The organism is Agrobacterium sp. LY4 (assembly GCF_001526585.1).
GTDB classification, from domain to species: Bacteria; Pseudomonadota; Alphaproteobacteria; order Rhizobiales; family Rhizobiaceae; genus Agrobacterium; species Agrobacterium leguminum.
In genome coordinates this window covers 482,385-507,180 of record NZ_ASYA01000001.1, presented here as the reverse complement: position 1 = coordinate 507,180, position 24,796 = coordinate 482,385, and the positions used below count along the sequence as shown (strand labels likewise).

The 24,796-nt window shown below is 58.7% G+C and carries 26 protein-coding genes and 1 pseudogene; all 27 read right to left on the bottom strand.

Annotated elements, in window-relative coordinates:
* Nucleotides 1-96: 96 nt before the first annotated feature.
* On the bottom strand, nt 97-771 hold the full coding sequence (locus tag L904_RS02560; protein ID WP_020812908.1) for a WecB/TagA/CpsF family glycosyltransferase: 675 nt from the start codon (nt 769-771) through the stop codon (nt 97-99).
* Nucleotides 772-972: 201 nt separating this feature from the next.
* Nucleotides 973-1,506, bottom strand: a complete 534-nt coding sequence (locus L904_RS02555; protein WP_004432561.1) for a flagellar basal body-associated FliL family protein — start codon at nt 1,504-1,506, stop codon at nt 973-975.
* The gene (locus L904_RS02550) at nt 1,506-1,874 is read right to left on the bottom strand and encodes a hypothetical protein (RefSeq protein WP_026363659.1); all 369 of its coding nucleotides are present in this window, start codon (nt 1,872-1,874) and stop codon (nt 1,506-1,508) included. Before L904_RS02550 ends, L904_RS02555 begins: the two co-directional genes overlap by 1 nt.
* A gap of 29 nt (nt 1,875-1,903) precedes the next feature.
* Nucleotides 1,904-2,461, bottom strand: a complete 558-nt coding sequence (locus L904_RS02545; RefSeq protein ID WP_035236043.1) for a rod-binding protein — start codon at nt 2,459-2,461, stop codon at nt 1,904-1,906.
* A 115-nt stretch (nt 2,462-2,576) separates the two neighbouring features.
* On the bottom strand, nt 2,577-2,996 hold the full coding sequence (locus L904_RS02540; RefSeq protein WP_004432556.1) for a hypothetical protein: 420 nt from the start codon (nt 2,994-2,996) through the stop codon (nt 2,577-2,579).
* Between the two features lie 14 nt (nt 2,997-3,010).
* Nucleotides 3,011-3,766: a flagellar biosynthetic protein FliR gene (fliR, locus tag L904_RS02535; RefSeq protein ID WP_020812910.1), complete on the bottom strand. Its 756-nt coding sequence runs from the start codon at nt 3,764-3,766 to the stop codon at nt 3,011-3,013.
* On the bottom strand, nt 3,763-5,850 hold the full coding sequence (gene flhA, locus L904_RS02530; protein WP_004432552.1) for a flagellar biosynthesis protein FlhA: 2,088 nt from the start codon (nt 5,848-5,850) through the stop codon (nt 3,763-3,765). The genes fliR and flhA overlap by 4 nt, the downstream gene beginning before the upstream one ends.
* Nucleotides 5,851-6,007: 157 nt before the next feature.
* Nucleotides 6,008-6,274: a flagellar biosynthesis protein FliQ gene (fliQ, locus tag L904_RS02525; RefSeq protein WP_003503352.1), complete on the bottom strand. Its 267-nt coding sequence runs from the start codon at nt 6,272-6,274 to the stop codon at nt 6,008-6,010.
* Between the two features lie 48 nt (nt 6,275-6,322).
* Nucleotides 6,323-6,793 (bottom strand): flagellar hook assembly protein FlgD, encoded by a 471-nt coding sequence (gene flgD / locus L904_RS02520; protein WP_020812913.1) that lies wholly within the window; start codon nt 6,791-6,793, stop codon nt 6,323-6,325.
* Complete coding sequence (gene flbT, locus L904_RS02515; protein WP_004432543.1) at nt 6,784-7,233, bottom strand: flagellar biosynthesis repressor FlbT; 450 nt, start codon at nt 7,231-7,233, stop codon at nt 6,784-6,786. The genes flgD and flbT overlap by 10 nt, the downstream gene beginning before the upstream one ends.
* Entirely contained in the window at nt 7,230-7,574 is a 345-nt protein-coding gene (gene flaF, locus L904_RS02510; RefSeq protein ID WP_004432537.1) for a flagellar biosynthesis regulator FlaF, read from the bottom strand. The genes flbT and flaF overlap by 4 nt, the downstream gene beginning before the upstream one ends.
* Before the next feature lie 34 nt (nt 7,575-7,608).
* Nucleotides 7,609-8,712 carry a flagellar hook-associated family protein gene (locus L904_RS02505; protein ID WP_004432535.1) on the bottom strand — a complete coding sequence of 368 codons (1,104 nt, stop codon included), beginning with the start codon at nt 8,710-8,712 and terminating at the stop codon, nt 7,609-7,611.
* Between the two features lie 3 nt (nt 8,713-8,715).
* Nucleotides 8,716-10,194, bottom strand: a complete 1,479-nt coding sequence (gene flgK / locus L904_RS02500) for a flagellar hook-associated protein FlgK (RefSeq protein WP_035263921.1) — start codon at nt 10,192-10,194, stop codon at nt 8,716-8,718.
* A gap of 22 nt (nt 10,195-10,216) precedes the next feature.
* Nucleotides 10,217-11,512 (bottom strand): flagellar hook protein FlgE, encoded by a 1,296-nt coding sequence (locus tag L904_RS02495; protein WP_035263923.1) that lies wholly within the window; start codon nt 11,510-11,512, stop codon nt 10,217-10,219.
* Nucleotides 11,513-11,617: 105 nt separating this feature from the next.
* Complete coding sequence (locus L904_RS02490) at nt 11,618-12,289, bottom strand: response regulator transcription factor (RefSeq protein ID WP_004432529.1); 672 nt, start codon at nt 12,287-12,289, stop codon at nt 11,618-11,620.
* A gap of 282 nt (nt 12,290-12,571) precedes the next feature.
* A complete protein-coding gene (locus L904_RS02485) occupies nt 12,572-13,138 on the bottom strand; it encodes a lytic transglycosylase domain-containing protein (RefSeq protein ID WP_031234122.1) in 567 nt (188 codons plus the stop codon).
* On the bottom strand, nt 13,086-14,447 hold the full coding sequence (locus L904_RS02480; protein ID WP_020811496.1) for a flagellar hook-length control protein FliK: 1,362 nt from the start codon (nt 14,445-14,447) through the stop codon (nt 13,086-13,088). The genes L904_RS02485 and L904_RS02480 overlap by 53 nt, the downstream gene beginning before the upstream one ends.
* Complete coding sequence (motC, locus tag L904_RS02475; RefSeq protein ID WP_020811497.1) at nt 14,444-15,721, bottom strand: chemotaxis protein MotC; 1,278 nt, start codon at nt 15,719-15,721, stop codon at nt 14,444-14,446. Before motC ends, L904_RS02480 begins: the two co-directional genes overlap by 4 nt.
* Nucleotides 15,718-17,024: pseudogene (locus tag L904_RS26650) on the bottom strand (MotB family protein). The gene motC and the pseudogene L904_RS26650 overlap by 4 nt, the downstream one beginning before the upstream one ends.
* Nucleotides 17,021-17,677 (bottom strand): hypothetical protein, encoded by a 657-nt coding sequence (locus L904_RS02465; protein ID WP_035263927.1) that lies wholly within the window; start codon nt 17,675-17,677, stop codon nt 17,021-17,023. The pseudogene L904_RS26650 and the gene L904_RS02465 overlap by 4 nt, the downstream one beginning before the upstream one ends.
* A gap of 313 nt (nt 17,678-17,990) precedes the next feature.
* The gene (locus L904_RS02460) at nt 17,991-19,283 is read right to left on the bottom strand and encodes a flagellin (RefSeq protein WP_020811422.1); all 1,293 of its coding nucleotides are present in this window, start codon (nt 19,281-19,283) and stop codon (nt 17,991-17,993) included.
* 308 nt (nt 19,284-19,591) lie between these two features.
* Nucleotides 19,592-20,029 (bottom strand): hypothetical protein, encoded by a 438-nt coding sequence (locus tag L904_RS02455; protein ID WP_004432518.1) that lies wholly within the window; start codon nt 20,027-20,029, stop codon nt 19,592-19,594.
* 5 nt (nt 20,030-20,034) lie between these two features.
* Entirely contained in the window at nt 20,035-21,117 is a 1,083-nt protein-coding gene (flhB, locus tag L904_RS02450; RefSeq protein ID WP_004432517.1) for a flagellar biosynthesis protein FlhB, read from the bottom strand.
* Between the two features lie 128 nt (nt 21,118-21,245).
* Nucleotides 21,246-22,289: a flagellar motor switch protein FliG gene (gene fliG / locus L904_RS02445; protein WP_020811423.1), complete on the bottom strand. Its 1,044-nt coding sequence runs from the start codon at nt 22,287-22,289 to the stop codon at nt 21,246-21,248.
* Between the two features lie 27 nt (nt 22,290-22,316).
* Nucleotides 22,317-22,856 carry a flagellar motor switch protein FliN gene (gene fliN / locus L904_RS02440; RefSeq protein ID WP_035263929.1) on the bottom strand — a complete coding sequence of 180 codons (540 nt, stop codon included), beginning with the start codon at nt 22,854-22,856 and terminating at the stop codon, nt 22,317-22,319.
* Nucleotides 22,857-22,920: 64 nt separating this feature from the next.
* Nucleotides 22,921-23,880 (bottom strand): FliM/FliN family flagellar motor switch protein, encoded by a 960-nt coding sequence (locus tag L904_RS02435; RefSeq protein WP_035263931.1) that lies wholly within the window; start codon nt 23,878-23,880, stop codon nt 22,921-22,923.
* Complete coding sequence (gene motA, locus L904_RS02430; RefSeq protein WP_004432509.1) at nt 23,877-24,749, bottom strand: flagellar motor stator protein MotA; 873 nt, start codon at nt 24,747-24,749, stop codon at nt 23,877-23,879. Before motA ends, L904_RS02435 begins: the two co-directional genes overlap by 4 nt.
* Between the last annotated feature and the right edge of the window lie 47 nt (nt 24,750-24,796).

The following is a 24,796-nucleotide window of genomic DNA, read 5'->3' as shown; positions in this document are numbered from 1 at the left end:
CTCGGTGCCGCCCGCAACGGGCGACTGTCAAAACCTTACGAGAGGTTAAAGGATCGTGGCAAACAAATGGTTAACGCAACGCCTGCGGGAACGGCCTCAGCTCTTGCCGAGCGCGATGTGCCAGGGTTCGGCGCAGAGGCTGTAGAGCCAGCTCATATGAAGCTTGCGGAAAATTTCCGGCATGCCGGCCACTTCCGACGACAGAACCTTGAACAGGGGACCAACCGCGATGGTGACCCGTGCATTCTCGCGGCTGACGGTGCGGTGCAGCCATGTCTCCTGGTTTTCCTTCAACATTCCCGCCAGCAGAACATCCACCTTAACGCCCGATGCATCGCGGTTCAGCATGACGAAATCGTGCCAGGGCGCGTGCGCCCGCAACCTGGCGAGAACCTCGCCGATCTGCGCGGCATCATCTCCAGCCACACCGATACGCTTCGGCACGGCCATATAGGTCAGAAGCGCCATCACAAAGGCGACGCCATCGATGGGCGCAGGCAGAGGCTCACCATTCTCGTTGCGCGCGGCGGCCCTCATTGCTTTGCCCTGCGGCAGAAGCAGGCAGCTTTCCAGAATCTGCCGGTAGGCGTTGTCCTTGAGCGAAAGCTTCGCCTTCTCGATGGTGAGAAAGGACAGCATCGTGTGTCCTTCACAGGCAGACGCCTTGCCGCTGACCAATTCCAGCGCCCCATTCCAGTCGAGATCACAGACGCGCAGTCCGTGGATATTCCGTTGCGATTCCGGCCGCGCGAAACCTGACGCGAAACTCATTACCAACCCCCAAATGCCAAACCCATCGCCACCGATCCAACGCATGGCCTGCGGGATGGTGGTTCATGGGTTTGTTATACAGGTGCAGGTTGAATTTAGCTTGAAAGCAATCTCTAGAATGCTTGGGGATGCGGCAAGGGACAATTAACCAGAAGGATGCTCCGCATCCCCTGTCCTGCAGAGCCCCTCGCCTGCTGGTCGTCAGTGGCTTGGCGCCGCTTCTTTCCCGGCTTCGGCCTTCTCGCCCTCGACGAGCTTGACCGAACGGGGCGTGCCATTGCCGTTCTGCTCGCGGATGTCGGCTTTCGACAGATAATCGAGCTGTTCGATCAGCACATCCTCGACCACCTCGTCATCGAGCCTCTTGTTCAGCCCCTCGCGGATGCGCTGCTTGAAGGCTTCGGGATCGAAGGTGGAAATATTGGCGATATTGACCATGGAAGAACCCGCAAGCAGCGTGAACAGTTCGTCGGTCATCAGCTGCGTTGCCGGCAGCTCGATCTTCGCCATCTTGGTCTTGTCGACGCGCAGCGAAATACGGCTGAGGAAATAGCCGTTCACCCCGCCATCATTGATGACCGGGATAGTGATGCTTTCGCCCTTGACCAGTTGCAGATTGGCCTTTTTTGCCCCCGCCTCATCCGGCGCGGGCGCCGTCGCCAACTGGACGGAAAAATACACCGCGCCGAGCGTGACGGCGCAAACCCAGACGCCAGTGAGAAGAAGTTTCAACATCAGGAGGCTGCGCCGTACATGAACTGTTCCTGCGAATAGGTGCCGTCCGTATCGGCTTCCTGGATCGCGTTCTTCAAGAGGTCCGCGACAGCGCGAACCGCATTCAGATGCGCCTCGACACGGCTGGCATTGGTGGCGAGCTTGGACTTGATGCCCTTGACCTGCTCCATGTAACCGGCGGCGATTTCCTCGCGCGGCGTATCGCGGAACAGCATCGTCAGCTCATAGAGGCAACGGCTCTTGTGGGCGTTGGAGACCTTGAAGTCGAACTGGGGGTCCTTACCGATATTGTCGTTCTCGTTGTCGATGATCATCTCAAGGCGGCCGAGAACGGATTGGATACGGTGGTCGTTCGACATAAGGTCCATGCTTGTCTCCTCGTTAAGGTTTTTCATTCTCAAGCCTCGTCCGTTTTCTCATTGGAAACGCCGAGGACCTGCCGCTCGAACTCCGCCACCATCCGAATTGCAGCATTATTGTCTTTTTCATTCATCGATACGTCGGTAATGCCTTTGCTTTCAGCCTTCCGAAGCGCATCCTTGTAGGCCTGTTCCGCGATGCCGACGCCGCCATTTCTGGAAATCGTGTCGGCAAACTGTTCGGCCATCATGCTCTTCCAGATCTCGCCGGCATTGCCCTTGCCGTAAACTTCCTCGCTGTCTTTCGGCAGCATGTTGGCCACGAAGGTCTGGAGAACCGAGGCTTCATATTTGCGGTATGTTTCCGGGATTTCGGTGCGGGCGGCACGAATATTGGTGTCGCCGAGACCAGCCTTCGAGGAGGCGCCATCCAGCATCTCGACCGCGGCGCCAAAACCCTTGCCGGCATCGGCAAGGCTGGTTGCGGCAAAAGCCGCCTTGTTCGCCTTGAGTTTTTCCTGGGCGACCTGAACTTCCTGGGGGTCCGCAGCGCGAACCACATCCATCACCAGATCACTTATCACCGATATCGCCACGTCCAGATCTCCCGAGCTGACGAATGGGCGGCACAGAAAGCCGGCGCATCCGCTCAATCAAGAAACATCGCCGGAGACGTCCTCAAAAACGCCCGCGATGCAACAATGGGACAGACTATGGATCGCCAACCTTGCTGGAGGCTGGTGTGTGGGAAACATTCGTAATTTCTAACAAATCATAGATTGCATTATCGTCGGCCTCGCGGTCCTCAAGATCGCGCGCAAGGTGCATCCTGTCCTCGAGCCGGTCAGCCTTGGTCTTTTCCTTCAGCACCTTGTTTTCCTGAAATTGCTGAACGCCCTCAAGCTGGCGGTCCTGGACGACGAGACGGCCGTAGCGGTCCGAATAGTGCCGGGAAAATGTTTGATGCACCGGTTCCATGGAACTCATGGCCTCCAGCACGTTCTCCATGGATTGCGCAACTTCCGCCCGTGTGCGGGTGGTATCGGCCAGTTCCACCTCGGCCATTTTTTCCATGTGCCGCTGGACGGTTACCAGACGCTTGAGTTTGGCAGAGCGCTTGTCCGAAGCCATCGCATTTCCCCCGATCAAAAGCCGATGAAGACCGGGCCGAAACCATCCACGAATTGGCGGATGAGGGCCGCGACCGACAGGTAAAGCATGAAAAGACCACCCGCGAGAACGAAGGGAGTCGAGATAAAGAAGACCGGAATCTGCGGCGCGAGCTTGTTGATGAGGCCGACCGCGACGTTGAACATCAAGCCGTAAATCACGAAGGGGCTGGCAAGCCGTAGCATGATCGAAAAGGAGGCCCTGAGCGTGTCGGTCAGCGTAATCAGCATCTTCTGGCCGCTAATCAGCGCGCCGACCGGCGTGGCGGTGTAGGAATCCACCAGCGCCTTGAGGACGATGTGGTGGAAATCGAATATGAACAGCACCAGCAGGCCGCCGAAGGTGATGAAGTTGGATATCTGGTTTTCCTGCACGTCTTCGATGACATCGGCACCGCCCGGCGCACTGAGACCGATGGAAGCGCCGATGAGCGCACCGGTGAACTGGAAACCGAGAGTGTAGAACCGGGCGATCAGGCCATACATCGAACCGATGACGACCTCGGTAAAGATGAGACCGACGACCGTGCCCTGGCTTGCACCGGAAACTTTCGGATAGATCGTGTCCCACAGCACGGGCAGAAGCGCCATGGACACCGCGACGCACAGAAGCATGCGAATCTGCGGCGAAATGCGCGAGCTTGAAAAGCCCGGCATGGTCATGAAGCATGCGCCGATACGGCAGATGGCAAGGAACAATGCAATGATTGTCCCCTGCGGGTCGGTTATCATGAAATGGCGCCCAGAATCTTGATCTCGAGACCCTTGGCCAGTTCCACATGCGAAAGAACCGGCAGGGTCGCAAAGAGTCGCTCGATAATCATGCGCACATAGGACCGCGTTTCCGGCGAGGTTACAAGGACAAAGGGCAGGCCGCGATCCATGAATTCACGGATAACTTTGGATGCCTGCTCGGAAAACTCCTCGAGATGGCGGGGATCGATGTCGAATTCGACGATTTCGCCCTTCTGGTCGCGCTTCAGCGCCTGATGGAAGACCATGTCCCACTTGTTGCCGAGGCGCAGGACGCGCAACACGCCATTGTCGGCAAGATCGCCGCAGAGCTGCTGCGACATGCGCACCCGCACATGTTCGACGATCTGTTCCGTCTTGCGCACATGCGGCGCAAGTTCGGCGACCGCTTCGAGAATGAGATGCAGGTTGCGGATCGATACGCGTTCGGCAAGCAGCAGTTTCAGCACCGCCTGCAGGCCTGAATAGGACATATGCGACGAGCAAATCTCGTCGGCCAGCTTCTTGTATTCCGGATCGAGCCTGTCGATGAGGATTTTCACATCCTTGTAGGACAGGAGCTGCGGCAGGTTGTTGCGGATGACTTCGCTCAGATGCGTCAGCACCACGGAGACGTTGTCGATCGGATGGAAGCCTTCGCGCTTCAGATCCTCGGTGAAGGTTTCGAGAATCGAGACGGCGGGCATGCCGAAAGCGGGTTCGCGGATTTCGTCGCCGGGAATGCTCGGCTTGCGCCCTGCCCCGGTCACGACAAGAACGTCGCCGACGCGCAGGTTGCTGGACGCGATGGTCGTGCCGTGAACGCGGATCTGATAGGCCTTTTCCGGGATCATGATGTCGTCGGAGACCTTGATCTCGGGTACGACGAAACCGTATTGGGTCGCGAATTTCTTGCGCATCTTGCCGACACGGAAGGCCAGTTCCTGATGCGCCCCAAGAAGGCGGGTGGAGACCTGCTTGCCGAGCGCCAGTTCGATCTCGGCCGTCTTCAGCACCTGCTTGACCGAATCCTTTTCCGCCTCGGTGGTCTGGAGAACCTTGTTCTCCTCTTCCTGACGCCGCAGCGCGCTTTCGGCCTCCGCCTGGCGCGGAATATACCAGCTGCCGAAGGCCATGATGCCGCCAAGGAAGATGAAGGGCAGGAAGGGAAGGCCCGGAATGATCGCGAGCAGTCCCATCAGCATGGCCGAGACCATCAGCGCGCGCGGATAACCGCTGAGCTGATTGACGACGGCCTGGTCCGTCGAGCCGGCGGTGCCGCCGCGCGAGACCAGAAGGCCGGCGGCCAGCGATACGATCAGAGCCGGGATCTGCGAAACGATACCGTCACCGACCGAAAGCTTGACGAAAACGTCGGCCGCTTCGCCAATGGGCATGCCGTGGCGGAAATAACCGATGATGATGCCGCCGAAAATATTGATCGCGGTGATGATGAGGCCGGCGATGGCGTCGCCGCGCACGAATTTCGAGGCGCCGTCCATCGAGCCGAAGAAGGAGCTTTCCTCTTCCAGCTCGCGGCGGCGGCGCTGCGCTTCCTTTTCGTCGATGATGCCGGCGGACAAATCCGCATCGATCGACATCTGCTTGCCGGGAATGGCGTCCAGGGTGAAACGCGCGCCGACTTCGGCGATACGCGTCGCACCTTTGGTGATGACGATGAAGTTGACGGTGATCAGGATCAGGAAGACGATCAGACCGATCACGAAATCGCCGGACATGACGAGGCTGGAGAAGCCCGCAATCACGCCGCCCGCCGCCGTCGGCCCTTCATTGCCGTGGGAGAGAATAACGCGCGTCGTCGCGATGTTCAGCGACAGGCGGATCATCGTCGCGATCAGCAGCACGGTCGGGAAGGACGAGAAATCCAGCGGTCGCTGAATCCAGAGCGCCACCATGAGGATGAGGACCGAAAGCGCAATCGAAAAGGCCAGACCGATATCCACCAGCATGACCGGAATGGGCAGGAAGAGAACGCAGAGGATCGCCACGATGCCCAGTGCGAAACCGATGTCACGCGTGCTCGGACTGACCTTGGGCAAGGAGATGACTGGTGGTTGCGCCATAAATTCGTCCTGTCTCTTCATGAGAAGGGCGACGGAGAAGCCGCCGCACGGTTCCGTAGCAACGGTTTTCGAAAAGCGCACGCAATTCGGCCCGATGCTTTCCGCCTATCCCTAGCGGCTGAAGCTTGCGCGAAGGTGGCATCCGCAGCGGAAGGCGTCAGAAGCCGGACTGGATGCGGGAAAAGACGAGATTGGAAAAGAGCGATATCTGCGCGCCCACGAAGGGGGCGGCGACGCCGAGAACGAGCATGATCGTGACGATCTTGGGAACGAAGGTCAGCGTCATTTCCTGAACCTGGGTCAGGGCCTGAATGAAGGCGATGACGACACCGACGATCATGGCGGCGAGAACCGCGGGACCGGCCGCGACGAGAACCGTCCAGACAGCCGCCTGCATGATGTCAAGCGCATCGGCCTCGTTCATCGTCGCATCCTCAATCCGGAAAGGCGGCGTCATGCCGCCTTTTCAATGTCAGGAACCAGTCGCGCTATCCGAATCGGTTCCGCTATCAGATGTACTCGTAATCGGGCCGTTGGAGAAGGTCACGCCGGCCTGCAGCAGCACCTTGTCACCAGCTTCGGTGATGGCGACAACGCCGTCCGAATAGACCTCGACTTCCTTCACCACGCCGGTGACGGTATCGTCGGCGCTCTTGACCGTCTTGCCGACCAGATCGGAGGCGCGCGTCAGGGCTTCCGCCTGCAGCATGCTCTTCAGATGGGTGTTGGTCTTGATGGTCTGCTCGACCTGCGAGAAGCTTGCGAGCTGCGACATCTGCTCGCCGGCATCCATCGGGCTGGTCGGATCCTGGTTCTTCATCTGCGCGATGAGGAGCTTCAGGAAGCTGTCGTAGTTCAGCGACGCCGCGCTGCTGTCGGAGCTGCTCGCCCCGGCATTGGCCCAGGGATTTGACGCTGCCGAAGTGACTGCATCTACCGCCATGGTGCGATCTCCTTGCGAATCTGTTCGATCGTTGCGGGGGTCATTTCCTGATTGTTGAGGATTTTTTCCTCGATCGGGTAGAGACCGCGAATGGCCTTCAGCGCTTCGAAAGCCTTGCCCGAGGCAACCAGCCCGTCGATCCGCTTGAGTTCCGCCAGAACCTCGTCATGCTGGAAGCAGTTCAGCAGCATGCTGACCGACTTGCGGAACATGTTGGTGGACTGTTCGCGCCCTTCCGGGTTGATGAGGATCATCTGCGCGATGAAATAAAGCTGTCTGAGCGGCGTCGTCGCCTGATCGGGCTGCAGAACGTGGTTTTCAAGCAGGAACGTGACATCGTTCAGGAATTCGAGCGCCACCTTGCGATCCACACGCAGAACCGCGCCGTTGATAAAAATCTTTTCGCCCGATTTCAGCGAAATCCGAAGTGTACTTTTCATTTCAGTCCATCCCTGATGATGGTTGTCACGTCAATTATGCCCTGGAAATTCGTCGACTGACGTTTCCGGATCAGTTCGCACTCTTTCAATATCCAGATCGCGATGGAAATCAGATTGGCCCTGAGCTCCATGGCAAGCTGGTTGTCGGGTTGCTTGAGATCTTCAATGAAGCGGATCCAGACCCGTCGAGTGTAAAAAAGCGCTTCGATCGTGTGGCGCTGCGAAGAGGAATCCCTTGCCTCCACCAGAAGGTCGATCGATTTTGTCAACGCCTGCCGCTCGCGATCCTTCGCGTTGGCGACACCATCCTCCATGATTTCGGCGTAGGAAAACTGGTACATTCATGTATCCTTTATCTGCCGCCACCCCTGTTCATCAGAGGTAGTTCACCAGACTCATTTTTTGCAGACGCGACGTGAGGCTGTATGCGATTTCAATCTGCTGCTGCAGCAGATCGAGGCGGGTCTTCGCCTCGTAGGTATCGATCCCCTCAATATCCAGCAGATGCGTTTCGATGATCTTCTTCTGGGCTGCCAGCGAATCATTGGCCTTCGAAACGCGGCTTTCGGAAAGGCCGAGCTGGCTTTGCTGCTGGTTCAGGCCACTGATGGCGGTGCCGATATTGGTCACCGACTTGGTCGCCACCATTTCGCGAACGCCGCTATCCACCTTTTCGTCGAGGAAGGTCATCGCCGTCATCGCCGTCAGTGCAAAATAACGCATGCCCTGTGAATTGCTGTTGCTGGAGGTTTCCACGACCTCATTCTGGCTGATGCGGCTCGTCATGTTGGTGTCGCTCGCCTTGGAGCCGAAAGTCGTCCAGAAATCGTAGTTCTGGCCGGCCGTCAGGCTGCTATGGGGCGGGTTCGTTACCGTCGTGGTGCCGTTGAAGACACCTTCGATATGGGTCATGAAGGCTTCGGCCTGGGTCTTGGACAGGCCGGTGATGTCACCAACCGCCGGCGTCTGCGCCGCCATGAATGCGTTCAGCTCGGTCTCATAGGCTTCCTTCAGGGTAGACCCTTCAGCGAAATAGTCATCGACGGGCTTCACATCCGTATTGATGCCGGAGAACAGAAACTCGCCATTGACCGCCGTATTGGCGAAGCTGGTGAAATTGTTGAAGGCATTCGAGATGGTTTTGGCCACCGTCGTCAGCGTCGGCGCTTCGCTGCTGGTATTGGGGACAAGAACCTTCTGAATTTCCTGTGCGGCCTGCGCCATGCCGTCCAGCGCCGTCTGCGAGGATTTGAGACGTTGCGTTGCAATCGAATTGACGCTGACCAACGAGGTAATGCGGTCGATATCGCGATTGAGATCGAGGCTGCGGGCGGTGTTGGCGCCCAGCGTCACGCCGAGATCGGCATGCTTGCCCGTCGTCAGCTCGGTATTGAGATTGGTCATCTCGAGCTGAGCCTTGAGGATGGTGCTGCGCATGCTGTTCTGCATCGCCAGCGATGAAATGAATGACGTTTTCATCGTTTACCTCACCATGTCCATCAGGGACTTGAGCATTTCGTCAACGGTCGTCACCAGTTTGGTCGCGGCCTTGTAGGATTGCTCGATATCCATGAGCAGCGACAGTTCCTCGTCCAGGCTGACCGCCGTATTGTTCGAATAGGACGTGGCGGAGCGCTCATAAAGCGCGCTTTTCGCTTCGTTCGCAGAAGTCGCGCCGGAACGTTCCTGTTCGAGCCACCCCATCGAGTTGGTGCCGTATTTCAGGATGCTGGTATTCGTATCGATACGTGTCGACGCGGCAAAATTCATGGGCGCGTCAAAAGCAGTAACATAGCTGCGGATCAGCTCGGAGAAACCGGTTCCCCCCGACGCTGCGGTATTGATCACGTAATCGGTACCGTTGATACCGCCGTCACGCAACAATTCCGGATTGCCACCTTTGGAGATAATTAACGCCGGGTTGACGGTAATGCTGGCAGCGAGCCCGGGAGAGACAATCCCGTCTGCCGGAATGGTCGTCGCCGCCGGCGAGCCGTAGGTGAAGAGACCCGGCATATCCGGCAGGCCGCTGGTCGCGTCGGCCGGCTTTTCCGCAAACATGGTGATGAGGCCGCGGGCGATTTCGTCGAGCTGGCTCTGCATCGTCGGCGCCAGATCGTCACGAACCTGCATCAGGCCCTGAAGCGACCCCTCAGACGTCGTGTTGCTGCCGCTTCCTGCCTTCAGCGCTACGCCATCGACATAGATTGCGTTGCCCGTGGTCGTCGCATCAAAGCCCGGCTGCGTCTTGAAGGTGACGCTGCGCGGCACGACTTCGAACAGCGTCGCGCCATCCGTCGTATAAAGCGCCACATCGTTGTTGGGACGATTGACGACATTGATGCCGATGATGGAGGAAATATCCTTCAGAAGCGTCTCGCGCTGATCGAGAGCGTCGCTTGGATCGCCGCCGATCGCCGTCTGCGCCTTGACCTCGTTATTGGCTTCCTCGAACTTCGCAAGCAGCCCGTTCAGCTTGTCGACCTGAAGGGCGATTTCCTTGTCGGCGCGCAGACGCATCGCCTGCAATTCACTCGAGGCCTTGTTCAGGGAACTGGCGACATCGGTAGCCGAGGTGACGGCCGTTGCGGCCAGAGCGGCATCGCTCGGCTTGGCGGCGTAAGCGTCCAGGCTCTTCAGCAGTTCCTTCATATAGGTGGCCGGCGAACTCTCATAATCGTTGCCGCCGAAAATGCTCTTCATTTCCTCAAGACCGGTCAGAACCGTGCTCTGGCCGGAAGCAAGGGAAGAGCTGGAAATCGTCTGCCTGAGAAGACTTTCATTCTGGGCACGGCCGTTGGAGACGATACTCGCTCCAGCCATGGTCGTGCCGAGAATGGCGGTTCGCTTGACGTAGTTAGCATTGCCGACATTGGCAATGTTCTTGGAGGTAACGTCCGTCTGCTTACCTGTATTATTGAAAATCGACTGCGCAGTATTCATTGCTGACGTGAGCGACATTCATCTGTCCTCGTGAGAAGTATTATCTCTTCAGATTGATCAGGACGTCCATCAAATCCGATCCAGTCTGGAAGACTTTCGAATTCGCTGTGTAGATACGCTGGGATTCAATCATGTCGGTGAGTTCGCTGGCGATATCGACGTTCGAGCCTTCCAGCGCACCCTTCTGGATGTAACCGAAGCTGCCGGTCTGCGCGAAGCCGATGGTGACGACACCCGACTCGTTGCTCGGCAGATAGACGTTACCGTTCTGCGGGCTGAGATTGTCGACGCTCGGCACCGTGGCCAACGCCAGCTGGTAAATATTGCGGCGACCGCCATCCTGATAGACCGCCGTCACCAGGCCATCCTTGCCGATTTCGACATCCTTGATCTGGCTTGGGCCGTTACCGTTCAGAACAGCGGTGCCAGGCGTGAACTTCGAGGAGAACTGCGTCATCTGCGACAGGTCGATCTCGATCGCCTGCGCCACGCCGCTGTTGCTGTCGTTAATCGTGATCGAGCTATCCGATCCGCTGGTGAGCTTGTTGGTGGCGGGATCGAAGGTCAGGGTGACCGTTTCCTTGACGAGCGTAGCCGGCGCGGTTGCCGTATAGGGGAAGCCGCCATCCGTCGACTGATCCTGACGATAAACCGACACTTCCCACTGCGGATTGCCGGACGCATCGTTGTCAATGCGCGTGTAATAGAAGTCGTAAAGAACCTTGGCACCGCCGCTGTCGAACGCCGTGAGCGACGTCTTGCTGCCAACCGTCGACGTTGCGAGGTTGTCACTCGGGCGCGATCCCGCAGCAACGATTGCCTCATCACGGTTGAGGTTGGCCGGGAAGCTGCCCTGCGTGGAGGGAGACGCCGTCAGACCGAAGTCATTGATATTGATGGCCTCGAGGCCGGTAAAGCCGTTGACGACCGCAGCCGGCGGGTTGGCGCCGTAAGGGTAACCCATCAGCATGAAGCCTGCCGCATTCTCCAGATAACCTTCCGAATTCTTCTGGAAGGAGCCGGCGCGGGTGAGGTAGGGCGTGCCTGCGCCGTCCTGAACCACGAAGAAGCCGTTGCCCTGAATGGCAAGGTCGGTGCTCGAGGTGGTGTAGGAGAGGTTGCCCTGCTCCGAAATGCTGTAGCGAACGTTGGACTGTACGCCGCCGGACGCATAGCTGCCCGACGAGGAGGGCAGAACGAGCGAGGAGAACGACGTCGATGCGCGCTTGTAGCCGGTGGTGCTTGCGTTGGCGATGTTGTCGCCCACGGTCCCCAGCTTGTTCGCCTGTGCATTCATGCCGGACACACCGGTTCGCATAGTGCCGAAAATACTCATTCAAAAACCCTCGTGGTCATCTTTCAGGGAGAAGGTAAAGCGTTTGGCTTGCGTGAAGCTGTCGGAAATACCGCGTTTGAAAAAGACCACGCGGGTCAATGAAAATCATTGCCAATCAATGCTGTAGCCGAGGAAACGTTTGGAATCGACCGGATCGTAGCCAAGCTTCTTGCGCAGCTTCTTGCGCAGCTTGCTGATATGGCTTTCAACGACGTTTTCTTCGACGTCGTCATCGAAGATGCCGTAGATGGCATTGAAAATCTGCGCCTTGGAAACGCGGCGTCCGCGATTGGCGATCAAATATTCGAGGATGCGGCGCTCACGGCGCGGCAGGGGGAACACTTCACCACCCACTTCCGGGTCGCGGCCATCGGAGAAAACCCGGATCGGTCCAGCATCGGTGAAGTTCGAGATAACCTGCAATCGGCGACGGATCGCCGCCGCACGTGCAAGGATTTCACGGGGGTGTACCGGCTTGCGCACGACGTCGTCGACGCCGCTGTCAAAAAGCGCCAGCGTCGATTCCAGCGAGGGCTGGTCGCTGACCGCGATCACCGGGGCCGTCGTGCGATCCCTGATCGCCTTCGGCAAAGAAAAGCTCCGGTCGCCCTGGCCGATCAGGAAGGCTTCCACAGCCGCAAGATCGCTTTCCGCCGCCGTCGAGACCCACTCACCGAATTCGACCGGATCGAACCCGGTCGAGGGAATGCCCTCACGCCCAAATAGAGATGTATAGCCGTCTTTAACGAGCTCGCGCTCATCAACCACTACGATCATTCGTCCGCCTCCGAATCAGTGTGGTGTTTTCCAATGTGGCATTGGTACGAATCGGGCGATTCAGGGACAACTGTAGGAAATCATCGATAGATATTAATAATTGATTAACCATTTTGTGCCGATTTGATCTATATATAGTGGGTATTAACCATATATGGCACAAAATTTTTGTGTAGAAATTTCAAAATTCCGAAAAAACCGCTTGAAATGCCTTTTTTCGATCAATCTATCGCCACATTTCAAAATACGAGTCCTGCGGCGCCTGAAAGCAATTTCAGGTTGTCAACCGTCGCAGAAATTTTTCGCGTTGGCGGTCCATTTCCCGTAGCCCGTCGCCACCAGATTGGCGATGACACGGCAGACATATTTCTTCTGCGCCGGGTCATTGTTGGGGCCGGCATGATAGCGGGCGACCGCCATGGTCCAAGTTTCATGCCTGTTGTGAAGGTTGCGCAGAAACATGGCGGCATATTCCACATTGCGGCGCGGATCGAACATTTCCCGCGCGGATGCGAAGTTTTCGCCATGGAAATAATGATTTATCTGCATGCATCCGAGGTCGATCAGCTTGGCGCCGTTGCGCTTCGCCGCGTCAAAAGTGGTCAAAGCCTCCTCCGTGGAGGAGGCAAATACCGGTTTTCCCTCGATATTCATGGCGTTGGGGTCGAGACGCCCCTTGCGGCCCGTTTCGGTCAGCCCCACCGAATAGAGAATTCCCTCCGGCACGCCATATTTGCGTGCCGCCGACTGGATCTCTCTTTCACAGACACCTGACGTTGCCGAAGCGGACGCATTCTCAGAGGTAGACGCCATTGTCAGCAGAAGAGCGGGCAGAGCCAGAAACGCCATCCATGCCTTCATTATGCACCCCCAAATTATCGCCATTGCCTTGCCGGCCGCCCCGTGCTCCGGACTCGTCACGGTTGCGCCCGGCGGCGGCCTGCTGACCCTGCTGCTGCGCCTGCTGATTTTGCTGATTGTTGCCTTGTGTGCCCGTTTGGTCACTCTTGTCGGAAGAAGCGATGCTGATGGTGATGTTATCGACCGTCAGACCCTGCGCCTTGAGACCATCGAGGATGCTCTTGCTGTCTTCCTGGAGCTTTTTATAGGCCGCAACACTCTCCACCGTCATGTGAACGGCAAGCTCGTCACCGGCAAGACGCAGCGACATTGTCACCGATCCAAGCTCAATCGGCGTCATGTGCAGCTTCAGCGTATGGACGACCTTGCCGGTGCTGCTCTGGGCCGCCGCATTGGAGAGCGACGAACCGGGCTGCATGGCGCTCACCCATTCCGGATCGTTGACGATCAGGCCGGTCAGGGCCGAAGCGTTGGTCGAGGGCGCCAGGCCGATGAACCGCCGCGAATCGAGAACCGTTATGGTGTCGGCCGCCTTGCCGGTGCTTTCGCGTGCATCGAACTCGACACGGCCTTCACGCTGAACGGTGCTCATATCCAGAGCCCGCGCCGCGCCTGAGCGCGGAGACGAAAAACGGAATGCCGAGGCATCCCCCTCGTTTTCCGAAGCCGAGCCCGCCTCATTACCGGCTGGTGCGATCCCTGTCGGCATGTCCTTGTCCGAATGCTCGACCTTGCCCCGGACAGGTTCAGGACGGTCTGATTTCACCGGGTCGGCCTTGCCGGCAATCGCCTGTGCAATTTCCTCAAGCGGTGTCTTGGCCGTCGCCATATCGGCGGCATTGGCCGTCACCAGCTGCAGTTCCGCCAGCTTCGGATCGATCGTATCGTCCGTCACCTCGGCGTCCTTGTCGGCGTCGTCCTTGAGCTTTTTGCCGGTCTTGCCGTTTTCCGGCGTGGTGCGGGCCGTTTTCACGGCGCTCTGAAACTCGGCCACCGTCTCCTGGGCACGACCTTCGCCGGCATGCTCGTTGACGATCACATTGAGAAATGTTGCGGGCCGCTTGACCGGGACATCCATCTTTTCCGCCTCGCCATCGGGCTGCGCCTGCTGTTCTTCAGCCGGGTTCTCGTCCTGCTGATGCCGCGAATGCAGCGCCTGCGGCGGGCGCTCGTCCCGAACCGTGGAAAGGGCATCGCCGAAACTGCCGCCCTTGGCGTCGTCCCTGGCATTGGCGCTGCCGGCGCGCGGATCGGATGGCGGCGCATTCACTATCGCGTTGATGGTTGCGTCGATCATGGTGCCCCCTCGCCTTTCTTCAACAGGCTGTCGATTTCATCGAGCTTGCTGCGACCGCTCGTCACGAGTTGCCGCACGTTGTCGCCCTCATCGTCAGCCTTCTGGGTTTCGACCCGCCATATGCTCCTTGCATCGGCAGCGTTCGCTTCGTGTTCGGGCGCATTCCGCCCGGTGTCCTTCGTGGCCGCAGTGTCGGCCTCGACACCGGACTGCGGGGAAGGAGGACGAACCACCTGCTCGGCAATCGCCCTTGCCGCCTCCCGCAAGGCCCTGTCCCGATCCGAAAGCTGCGCTTCGGGAATCTGCCCTATTGTTTCGATCGCGCTCACCACATCGGGCGTGCCGATGTTGGAAAGGCTTTCATAGAGATTTGCCTGTACTTCCGGCTCACCCGGCAGCGCAGGAGACAGCGCCTTCGCCTTCAAAGCCGCCATGCGCGCCAGCGAATCCTTGCCGCTGATCGCCGCGAGGCGGGAAAGCCGCAGATAGGCTTCCTTCTGCCTCTCGGTATCCATCATGGCGAAGGTTTCCTGTATCGCCTCCTCCCCGATGGAATCGGCGCGCTTGACCACCAGCGAGACCAGAAGGTCCGCAAACTGGCTGGCATAGGGCGAATGCAGGAACCGCCGCGCATAACGCTGCGCATAATCGACGCCGCGTGCCGCATCGCCATCCTCGACCGCGATGGCGAGCGAACGGCGCAATGCCGCCTCCTCGACGATGGTGCCCGGCGCTTCGAGCCGGGCGATATCGTAAAAACCAAGCGCCGCCAGCGGATCGCGCGGGATCGTCACATTGCCGCCGATCAGCGCAAGATATGCGCCAATCCGCTTGCCGCGATATTCCGGCACCATGGCCGCAATGCTCTGCGCGACCAGCGTTCCCTTGCCGGAGAGGTATTTGCGCAGGATATCGGCAACGCGGCTGTCGAAATTGCCATCCACATCGCGCGCGACCAGCAATTCCAGCGTGGCCGGATTGCCGCCGCTCATCGCATAGATAAGCGCCGCATCGACATTGCGCGGATCCTTGAAGATCGCCGAAGGCGCGCTCTTCAGCCTCTCGTCGATGGTCTGGAGTAGAAATCGCTGCATTTCCGAGGCGGAATGGTCGCCCATGGCGACCGAATCCTGCACGAATTGCAGGGAGCGCAGCATGGCATAGGGCATGAGATTGTCTTGCGACTGCGAAAATGCCCTGCCCGGCTCGGAGCCGAGACCGCAAAGCGTCGCCACAAGAAGAAGCCAGCGTTTCGAGGTCTTCGTCACACTCACCCCCGATCGGCCTCAAGCAGAATTTCGATGCGGCGGTTGGCGTCCGCCAGAGGGTCCGCCGGCACCTGCAATCTCGGTCCGCAAAACCCGAGACCTGCTTTACCCGCTCTTCCGACAGGCCGCCGCGCACCAGCATGTAATAGGCGCTGTGAGCGCGATCCATGGAAAGCCGCCAGTTGTCATTGGCCTCGCCCTTGAACTGCCGTCCGTCGGTATGGCCGCGTATCACCACGCTACCACCGCGCTCCTGAAGCAGTTTGCCGATTTTTTCCATGGCCAGAACCATTTCACGCCGGGGAACGGCCGATCCGATGTTGAACATCGGCGTTTCCGTCTGGTCGGAAATGGTGAGCAGCAATCCGCCTTCGGCCGGCGTCACCACCAGACCTTCGGAAAGCTTGCCGGTAATGCCCGATATCTGCTTCTCGATCTCCTCGCGCAGCGTGTCGGCCTTTTCCCAATCGGCGTCGCTGGCCTTTTGCTGCGCATCGCTCGCCTGGCGCGGCTCGTCCGGCTTTGGCTGTGCGAGCGCTGCCTGCTCAGCGGCATCCGGACGCTGCTGCGGCACAACGGCGGCGACTTCCATCGGTTTGCCGTCTTCCGCCTTGTCGGCCGGTGTCTCGGACGACTTGAGCGCGACCGCCTGAGCGTTTTCGGCCGCATCCTCCTGCTTGCTCTCGGCGACTTGCTGCTGTTCAACCGGTTTCTGCGGCTGATCGGCGCGGGTGATTTTCACCTGCTGGGTCCAGAAATCGGGATCGAACGGATCGCGATAGGCTTCACCGCCGCTTGCGCCCGTCGCCGGGCCGGAATCGGCGGCGCCGCCCTCGCCCTTGGCGCTGACATTGGCCTGCTGGCCCACCTGCTGGGCGATTTCCGCCAGCACGGAATAGGGATTTTCGAAAAAGTCCGCTTCGGAGAAGTTCGACTGTTCACCGGTCTGCGAGGTCAGGTCTTCGCCTGTCGCCGCGGCCGAGCCTTTGGTGACCTTTTCCGCCTGGATGTTGGACTGGTCCTTCTTCTGGACGCCCTCTTCCTTGTCCACCGGCTTTTCCAGCCCCTTGGACGAGGGTTTCTCATCGGACAGCTTGATCGGGTTGAAATAGCTGGCGACCGAGGCCTTGGTTTCCTCATTGGCGGCATTGACCAGCCACATGACGAGGAAGAACGCCATCATCGCCGTCATGAAGTCGGCATAGGCGATTTTCCACGCACCGCCATGGGCGCCGTCATGACCGCCCTTGTGGCGCTTGACGATGATGATCTCGTTTTTACCGTGGTGGTGATTTTCGCCTTCACTCATTTCATCACCTTGCGAAGACTGGACGCCCAGGCGGACATGCGCGTCACGAACACGCTTTCACCCAACTCGACGGAAAGATCGATATCGGTGGTCTCGGTAAATTTCATCGTTTCTTCTTCAAAGCCCGGCTGCGTCTTCAGCCGCTCGAACAAATCTTTCGGGCCTTTCACGACAAGCGTGACCCCTTCGCCATCCGGCATGGCGCTACGCACCACATCCGCCAGCGCCGAGACCGCCTTGAGCGACAGCTTTTCCGTCAGGAGCGGAGCAAGGATATTGGCGGTCTGTTCGCTGAGATTGGCCGCAATCGCGTCGATACCCTCGCGCAGACCATGGGACAGGGAAGCCGCGATTTCTTCGAGGTGCCCCGAACGCAGGGTCTCCAGCTCGGCCGCATGGGCAGCGATCAGCTCTTCCCGCTCCGCCTGCATCTTCTCGGTGATCTCGCGGGTAGCATCTTCGCGGCCGCGGTCATAGGCCGCCTGTTTCTCGCTCTCCACATCGACGGGAGCAAATTCGTCGAAACCGGAAGCGCCATCGGCAAAACCGGACAGGAAATCTGTATCGGCCAACGGGTCGCCGAAGGCCTGCGCCGCCGGTTGCGGTTGCGCTTCACCGAAGTCCTTGAGAAACCGTGCAATGGACGCGCTCATGCCTGCCCCCGGCAAAACAGGAGAAAGGGGCCAGACATGTTTCGTTGCCCGCGCGAATCGCAAAAGCCTCGCCGCATTTCCGGACGGAAAACCGGGGTCCACTTTTCCTGGAAATGCTCTAAGCCGTTTGGCGGCACCACCGTCATCCTTGCTACCCTGCCCGTCTCTTCCACGTTTCCCGGCCGGATCACGCCATGCGATCCGCCCCATATTGACCCGACGTTAGGTGTTCAAACTTGTGCGAGGATGAAGGCGGGCTCGATCAGGAAGCCTGCGCCCATTCATCCCCGCGCGCCCACGCCGGCCAGACCCGTTACTTGAAGAGCTGGAGGATATTTTCCGCATTGGCGTTGGCGATGGAGAGCGCCTGGATGCCGAGCTGCTGCTGCGTTTGCAGCGCCTTCAGCCTGGTCGATTCCTCGTTCATGTCGGCATCGACGAGACGGCCGATGCCCTTGTCGATCACATCCATCAGGCTGGAAACGAAGTTGTCCTGCATGCTGATGCGGCTCTGCAGCGAACCCAGGCTGGAAGCCGTGCTGGTCATCGCCTCAAGCTGCCCGTCGACGAAGGACATCATCATGTCGATGGCGTCTGCGTCGGTATAGGTCGTGCCGCCGCCGGCAAAACCGCCCATGGCCGCGGCAACGATATCGAGATTGCCGAGATCGAGGGTGGAGACGGAAAAGCCGAGGGAACGATCGGCGGAAGCCGCTCCGCTGCTGGTATCGTAAAACCAGTCATTGCTGCTGGTGTCGCGATAGGCGGGAGAAACGGTGGTGCCGCCGCTCGACGGATCCGTCCCCGTCACCTTGACCCACACATTTTCGGCAAGGCGGAGATAATTGGCGGTGCCGTCGCTATAGACATTCGGATCCGTATTCGTATCCGTCGTCGCGGCATTCAGCGCGCCGATTTCTGCGTCGGTGAGCTTCGGTACGACAAAACCCGCCTCCGTCGCCGTGCCGGCGGTCGTCGACGTCTGGGTGACTTCATATTCCGTCTTGCTGACGAAAACGGCGTTCTTGTCGAGAATACCGAGCTTTCCGCCACTGAGGTCGAAAAGCACAGTGCTGCTGTCGAGCGTGTAGTCAACGGTGGTGACCCCGACATTGCCCGAGCCAGTGCGGGTGAAGGATGCAACGACCTTTTTGGTGATCGATTCTTCAACCGGCGGCGTGCCACCGTTGCTGATACTGGCCTGCAACCAGTTTTCACCCGAGAAGGAGGCCGATTCGGAGATGCTCTTCAGCTGTTCCTGAAGCTGCTTGATTTCATCCTGAATCTTGCTGCGGTCGGCGCCCACGCCATAGGCGGCGACGAGCTTGGCCTTGATCTGCTTGACGACCTCGATCGTGCTTTCAAGCGCGTCATAGGCGGTATCGACCTTGGCCGCACCCAAACCCAAAGCATCCTGCACGGCCGAAAGCGCATTATTGTCGGAGCGCATCGTCGTTGCAATGGACCAGTAGGCCGCGTTGTCCGCCGCAGTCTCGACACGATAGCCGGAGGACACGCGCGCCTGCGTCGTTTCCAGATTCTTGTCGATCATCCGCAGGGTTTGCAGCGCGGCCATTGCCGCCGCATTGGTCAAAATGCTGGTCATGGGGTCCACCCAACTCAAAATTTAAGAAAAAATCCGGCGCTGTGCCGACAACGAGCAGGGGCATCATGCGCATCGGCAATGGCCTGAACCGACCACCGCGACCTGCCGTTCGTTAACAAATCGTTAATGCGATAGGTAACAAACAACGAGACTGATTTGCAAGGCGTTCCTCGCTTTCGCAGCCGGGTTTCGCATAAACCGGCAGGCTTCAGGCAAGCTCGGGTTAAAACGCACCGGAACGAGGCCGTTGCGCCCGCGATTTCGGCGCGCGCAACGGACATGACGGAAATGGGGAGCGGGTGATCCGGTTAAGCCGCTTCGCCCTGACGGGTGGGCACGAATCGGGCAGCCGTCAGGCTTTGACGAAGAAACTCGGTGTTCTCGTCCGGATTTTCGGAAGGGTTCTGAAACGAGACGTGATTGATCTCGATCGCCGCATGTTCGTTGGCGAGCGTCAATCGCGCATAGACCGTGGCGCCCTTCGGCTTCAGTTCGAGATCGAGGACGATCTCCGGCGCGCCTTCCCATTCGAGCTTATATTCGCCGCCGGCGCCGAAATTGATCGTTCCGGGATGATAATAAAGCTCCGCAGCCGACGAAACGAGGTCAGCGATACTGCCGTAGCACTCGAATCGGAGCAGCGAAATCAGGTCGGCCGGGTCTAACAATCGAAGTTCGGTGGCGATCGGGTTGATCGCCTCTGCGACGATCATTTCCCGCTGTTCGGAATAGGCGGATTTTTTCATTGGTTTTATTGAACCCGTATTTTCGATGACTTCATGGCGTAAACCCGGTGAACGAGCTCAGCCACAGCCTTGTAAAAGACTGGTGGAATCACACTATCTACCGAGACTTGCGCAAACATGGAGCGTGCAAGCGGCGGGTCTTCAAAAACGGGGATATTGTTTTCTTCCGCAATTTCGCGGATTTTCAATGCGATAAGGTCCTGACCCTTGGCGACGACAACAGGTGCGTCGCCTTCTTCGCGAACATAACGCAGCGCCACCGCAAAGTGTGTCGGGTTGGCGATGACAAGTGTGGCGCGCGGCACATTGTTGATCATGCGGCGGCGGGCACGGTCGCGGGCGATGGAGCGCTGGCGGGATTTGACCACGGGGTCGCCCTGCGACTGCTTGTATTCTTCCTTCACCTCATGCTTCGTCATTTTCAGCTGGCTGAACCAGTGATGGCGCGTCCACAAAACGTCGACGGCGGCAAGCAGCGCGGTCGAAAGCAGAATCACGACCATCATCTTTTTGACGATCTCGACCACCCGGACGAAAATCACCTGCGGATCGGAAAACATCAGATCGATGAGGCTGTAAAAATCGCCACGCAGGGCAAGGAACATGATGACCGAGACGATCATGATCTTGAATACGGATTTGCCGAATTCAACGAAACCCTGCTTGCTGTAGATGCGCGTGAAGCCCTTCGCCGGCGAGACGCGCGACCATTGCGGACGCACCCGCTCAAGCACCGGCGACGGCAGGTTCTGGAAAAACGACGAGGCAAGCCCGAAGACGATGAACATGATCATCGCCGGCATGAGCAGATAGGCCATCGAGGTGCCGAGAAAATACAATAGCGACAGGGCATCCGGCCGGGTGCTGAGGTCCCACTGTTCCGGCTGGCCGAACAGGTCCTTCAATGTGACGCCAAGACGACCGGCGCCATCGGGCAGGAAGAAAACCAGGTAACAATAAAAGGCAAGCGACGAGGCAAAGATCGGCACTTCGCGGGAAAAGGGAAGATTGCCCTTTTCCGCCGCATCGCGGAGTTTTTTCTCCGTCGGGGCTTCTGTTTTACTGTCCTTGTCCTGATCGTCTGCCAAGGCACGTCCCCGGGATCAAAAAAAGGCCCGCCGATCCCGGCAGGCCGTCATTCCCGAAACTAGCGTCCGTGACCGGCCATCGCAATGGCCGCTTCCGCCGTAAGGGCGGGTTATCAACCGGCTTCCGCTCAAGCGGCGGCCGGTTGTTCCTCCGCGGAGGCTTCCTTCAGCTGGATCTGGCCGGAATTGGCGAGCCGGATCGCTTCCTGCGCGACGGCGCGGCGTGCGATCGCCACTTCGCGGGTGTTGATCGAGGCCTGCGGCACCGCAAGGTCCGATTCGATCATGCGGCGCTGGCGCGGGCTGATGCTGGAGAGCACGCATTCCTTGATTTCCATCGTGGCGCCGCGCAGCGCCATCGTCAGAACATCGGCCGAAACATCGTTGAGCAGCAGGACGCGGCTGCGCTGCGGCATGAACATGAGGTCGTCGAAGAGGAAGATCTTCGGCTTGACCTTGTTTGCGGCTTCCTTGCTGAGCGTCTCGAGCGAGCTGAGCAGCGTATCGACCTGCGGCTTGTCCAGTTCGTTCATCAGATCGGCAACCTTCGTGGAACCGCCGGCATTGCGCTCGGCTTCGATTTCGTTGATGAGGTTGACCACACGCTTCTCGATGATCTGGGCAGCCGTGGGGCTGACTTCCTTCATGTTGACGGTGCGGTTCATGATATCGGCGCGCTGCTCTTCCGGAATGGTCAGGAGAACCTTCGCACCGAAGGACGAGGGCAGCATGGAGAGAATATAAGCGATGGTCTGCGGATGTTCGCGCAGCAGGAACTTGCCGACGAATTCCGGCTCGGCTTCCTGCAGGCGGTCCCAGATCGATGCTTCATAGGCCTGGAAGGCGGCGCGGCGGCCGAGAAGGCTGTCCACCTCTTCAGGGGTGAGGCCCTCTTCGAGAATGCTCTCGATTGCCTTGGCATTGTCCATCAGACCCGTTCCTTCGGTGAACAGGTCCTCGAACTCGGCTACGATCTGGGCAAGCTCATCGGGAGGAATGACGCGCAGGGTCTGGGCCGAGGAAATGATCATCTGCAATTCGTGCTGCGTGAAAAATTTGAGCAGCTTGCCGGCGACGCCCTTGCCCATGGCAAGAAGCACCGCGGCCGCCTTGTCGGCCTGAGACAACGGTTTCCCTGCCAGGGGGTTACCGAAATCCTCGAAGTCCATCATGGTCTTTCCTCTCCGTCCCCACAGGGATCAGGCTTTTCGCGTACTCAGTACTTCAATCAATTTTACGCCGAAGCGCGTATCGTCGTCTTCCAGAACCGTTATTTCACCGCGCGCAATACGGCGGCCATTCACCATGATTTCGACCGGCTCGCCGATCTTGCGGTCGAGTGCGATCGTCGCTCCTTCTTCAAGGCTCATCAGCCCCGAAACGAGCATTCTGCTGGTGCCGAGAACGATCTGGACATCGATCGGGATGTCCATGATCATTTCCATGTTTTCGGACAATCCGCTGCCAAGCGGCGCCTTCACGCCCGCAACCTGCGGGGCGGCGGCAAAATCATCCATCCCGAAATCGGCCGTTCCGCCACCGAAAGCGGAAAGGTCGGTATCCGTCGAAACCTCGTCCGTGCTTCCGAAATCGCCGAAGTCGCCGAAATCGGAGAGCGAACCTTCCGCATCCGTCTTGAGGACGCCACGCAGATCGCCGATAGCCTGGTCGAGGTCGCCGCCGTCTTCAAACGACGGCAGCGCCGCATCATCGGTCACAGGTGTTTTCTTCGTAGCCATGCGCTGATTATTCCCTTTGAAACTTGCGTCAGCCTGCCCAAATCCCCGAAGGCCGGGCAGGATTTTAACCCATCAAATGTCGTAAGATCTCGTCGTCCGTGCTGACATTGTTCTTCACCCGAACCATGTAGCGGTCGCCGGACTTGCCGAATTCGCAATTATAGAGCTTGGAACCGTTGGCGCTGACCTCGACGCCGATATCGTCCTGCTTCAGAGACTGGAACGGAATGACATCGCCGGCCACCAGCTTCGAGATCGTCCGCAGCGTCAGCGTTTCGAGCTTGATGCGCGCCTCGAGCGTTACCTGCGACCGCTTCACCTGCTCCGAAATCATCTCCATCCATTCCTCCTGCTTCTTCAGCGCCTGGGCCGAAGCCTTGGGGGCAACAATGGAGGTCTTGAGCAGGGGTCGCTGCGGCACGATCAGCGAGAATTCCGACGATACCTTGCCGATATCGATCTTCAGGCGGATGGTCACGCCGTAAAGGCCGGCGATCATCTCGTCGAAGGCGCTTTTACCGTTGGAATTGAAGGGCGGATCGATGGCCGCCTCAAAACCGCCCGGTGCGTTGACACCGGAGCGCAGGACACCCGCGATGCGGCCAAGAACCATGGCCGCGAGGTCGAGCTCGATATGGGACAGGCTGCGCTCGTCCGGTTCGCCGATCATGTCCGGCGACGCGCCCAGCATGCGCTCCATGAGCGCGATGACGAAGCCGTTGCCGACCGTCATCATGAAATTGGGGCACCAGTTGCGCAGGGAACAATCGGCAACCGCGACATTGCGCCCGACATTGGCGATCAGGTCGGTCATCAGTCCCGATTCGGAGCCGACATATTCCACGTCGATCGCGATGCCGGTTTCGCTGTGGAAGATATCAGGCAGGAATTCGCTGTAGAGATGGCCGATATCGGAACCGATCTTGGCAATCGTCTTGCGGTCGGACAACCCACCCGTCAATTTTGCGAGAAGGGCGGTGTCGATGGCGGGTGCTTGTTGCGCTGCAGCTTTTGCCATCGTCATGCCGCCTTGTTTTCGCCGCCGGGGTTCATCATCTCCTGTTCGACGGCGTCAATCGACGGCCGCTCGTAGTTGGAGATGGTCTTGCGGCCGTATTCGAGTGCGACCTGCGGCACCGAGCCGTTCATGTAGGCGATCAGCGTCTGCTTGACGATGATGTAGAGGCGGTGCTGCTTGGTGCGGACGATCTTGACCTGCGACGCCAGCGGGTTGCAGATCGAATAGGACAGGATGATGCCGAGCATGGTGCCGACGAGTGCGGCGCCGATCAGGCCGCCCAGCACTTCAGGCGATTCGTTGATCTTGCCCATGGCCTTGATGACGCCGAGAACCGCCGCGACGATACCGATGGCGGGGAACGAATCGCCCATGGTGGTGATCGCGTGGTAAGGTTTCAGCTTGTCGTTCAGGATGGTCTCGATTTCCTCGTCCATCAGCGCCTCGATTTCGTGGCTGCGGGCGTTGCCGATGATGATGAGGCGGACGTAGTCACAGATGAACGAGGTCAGTTCCTTGTTTTTCAGAACCGAGGGCGCGCTCTGGAAGATCGAGGATTCTTCCGGATTGTCGATATGGGCCTCGATCTCGTTGCGCGATTTCGTGCGCAGATCGCGCATCAGCGAATAAAGCACGCCGAGCACGTCGAGATAGTTTCGCTCCTTCGGGACCGAATGCTTGAAGGCCTCGCCGAGCGCCTTGCCCGAGTCCTTCACGACCTTCATGGGGTTCGCCATGATGAAGCCGCCGAGACCGGCGCCGCCGATGATCATCAATTCGAACGGCTGAATCAGCACGTCCAGATGACCGCCCATCGCCATATAGCCGCCGATGATGCAGCCGAAGGTGATTATAAGTCCAATTACAATATTCATTGATCGACCACGCCCGAACAGTGTTCCATGCCGCCATGTCTAAAAAA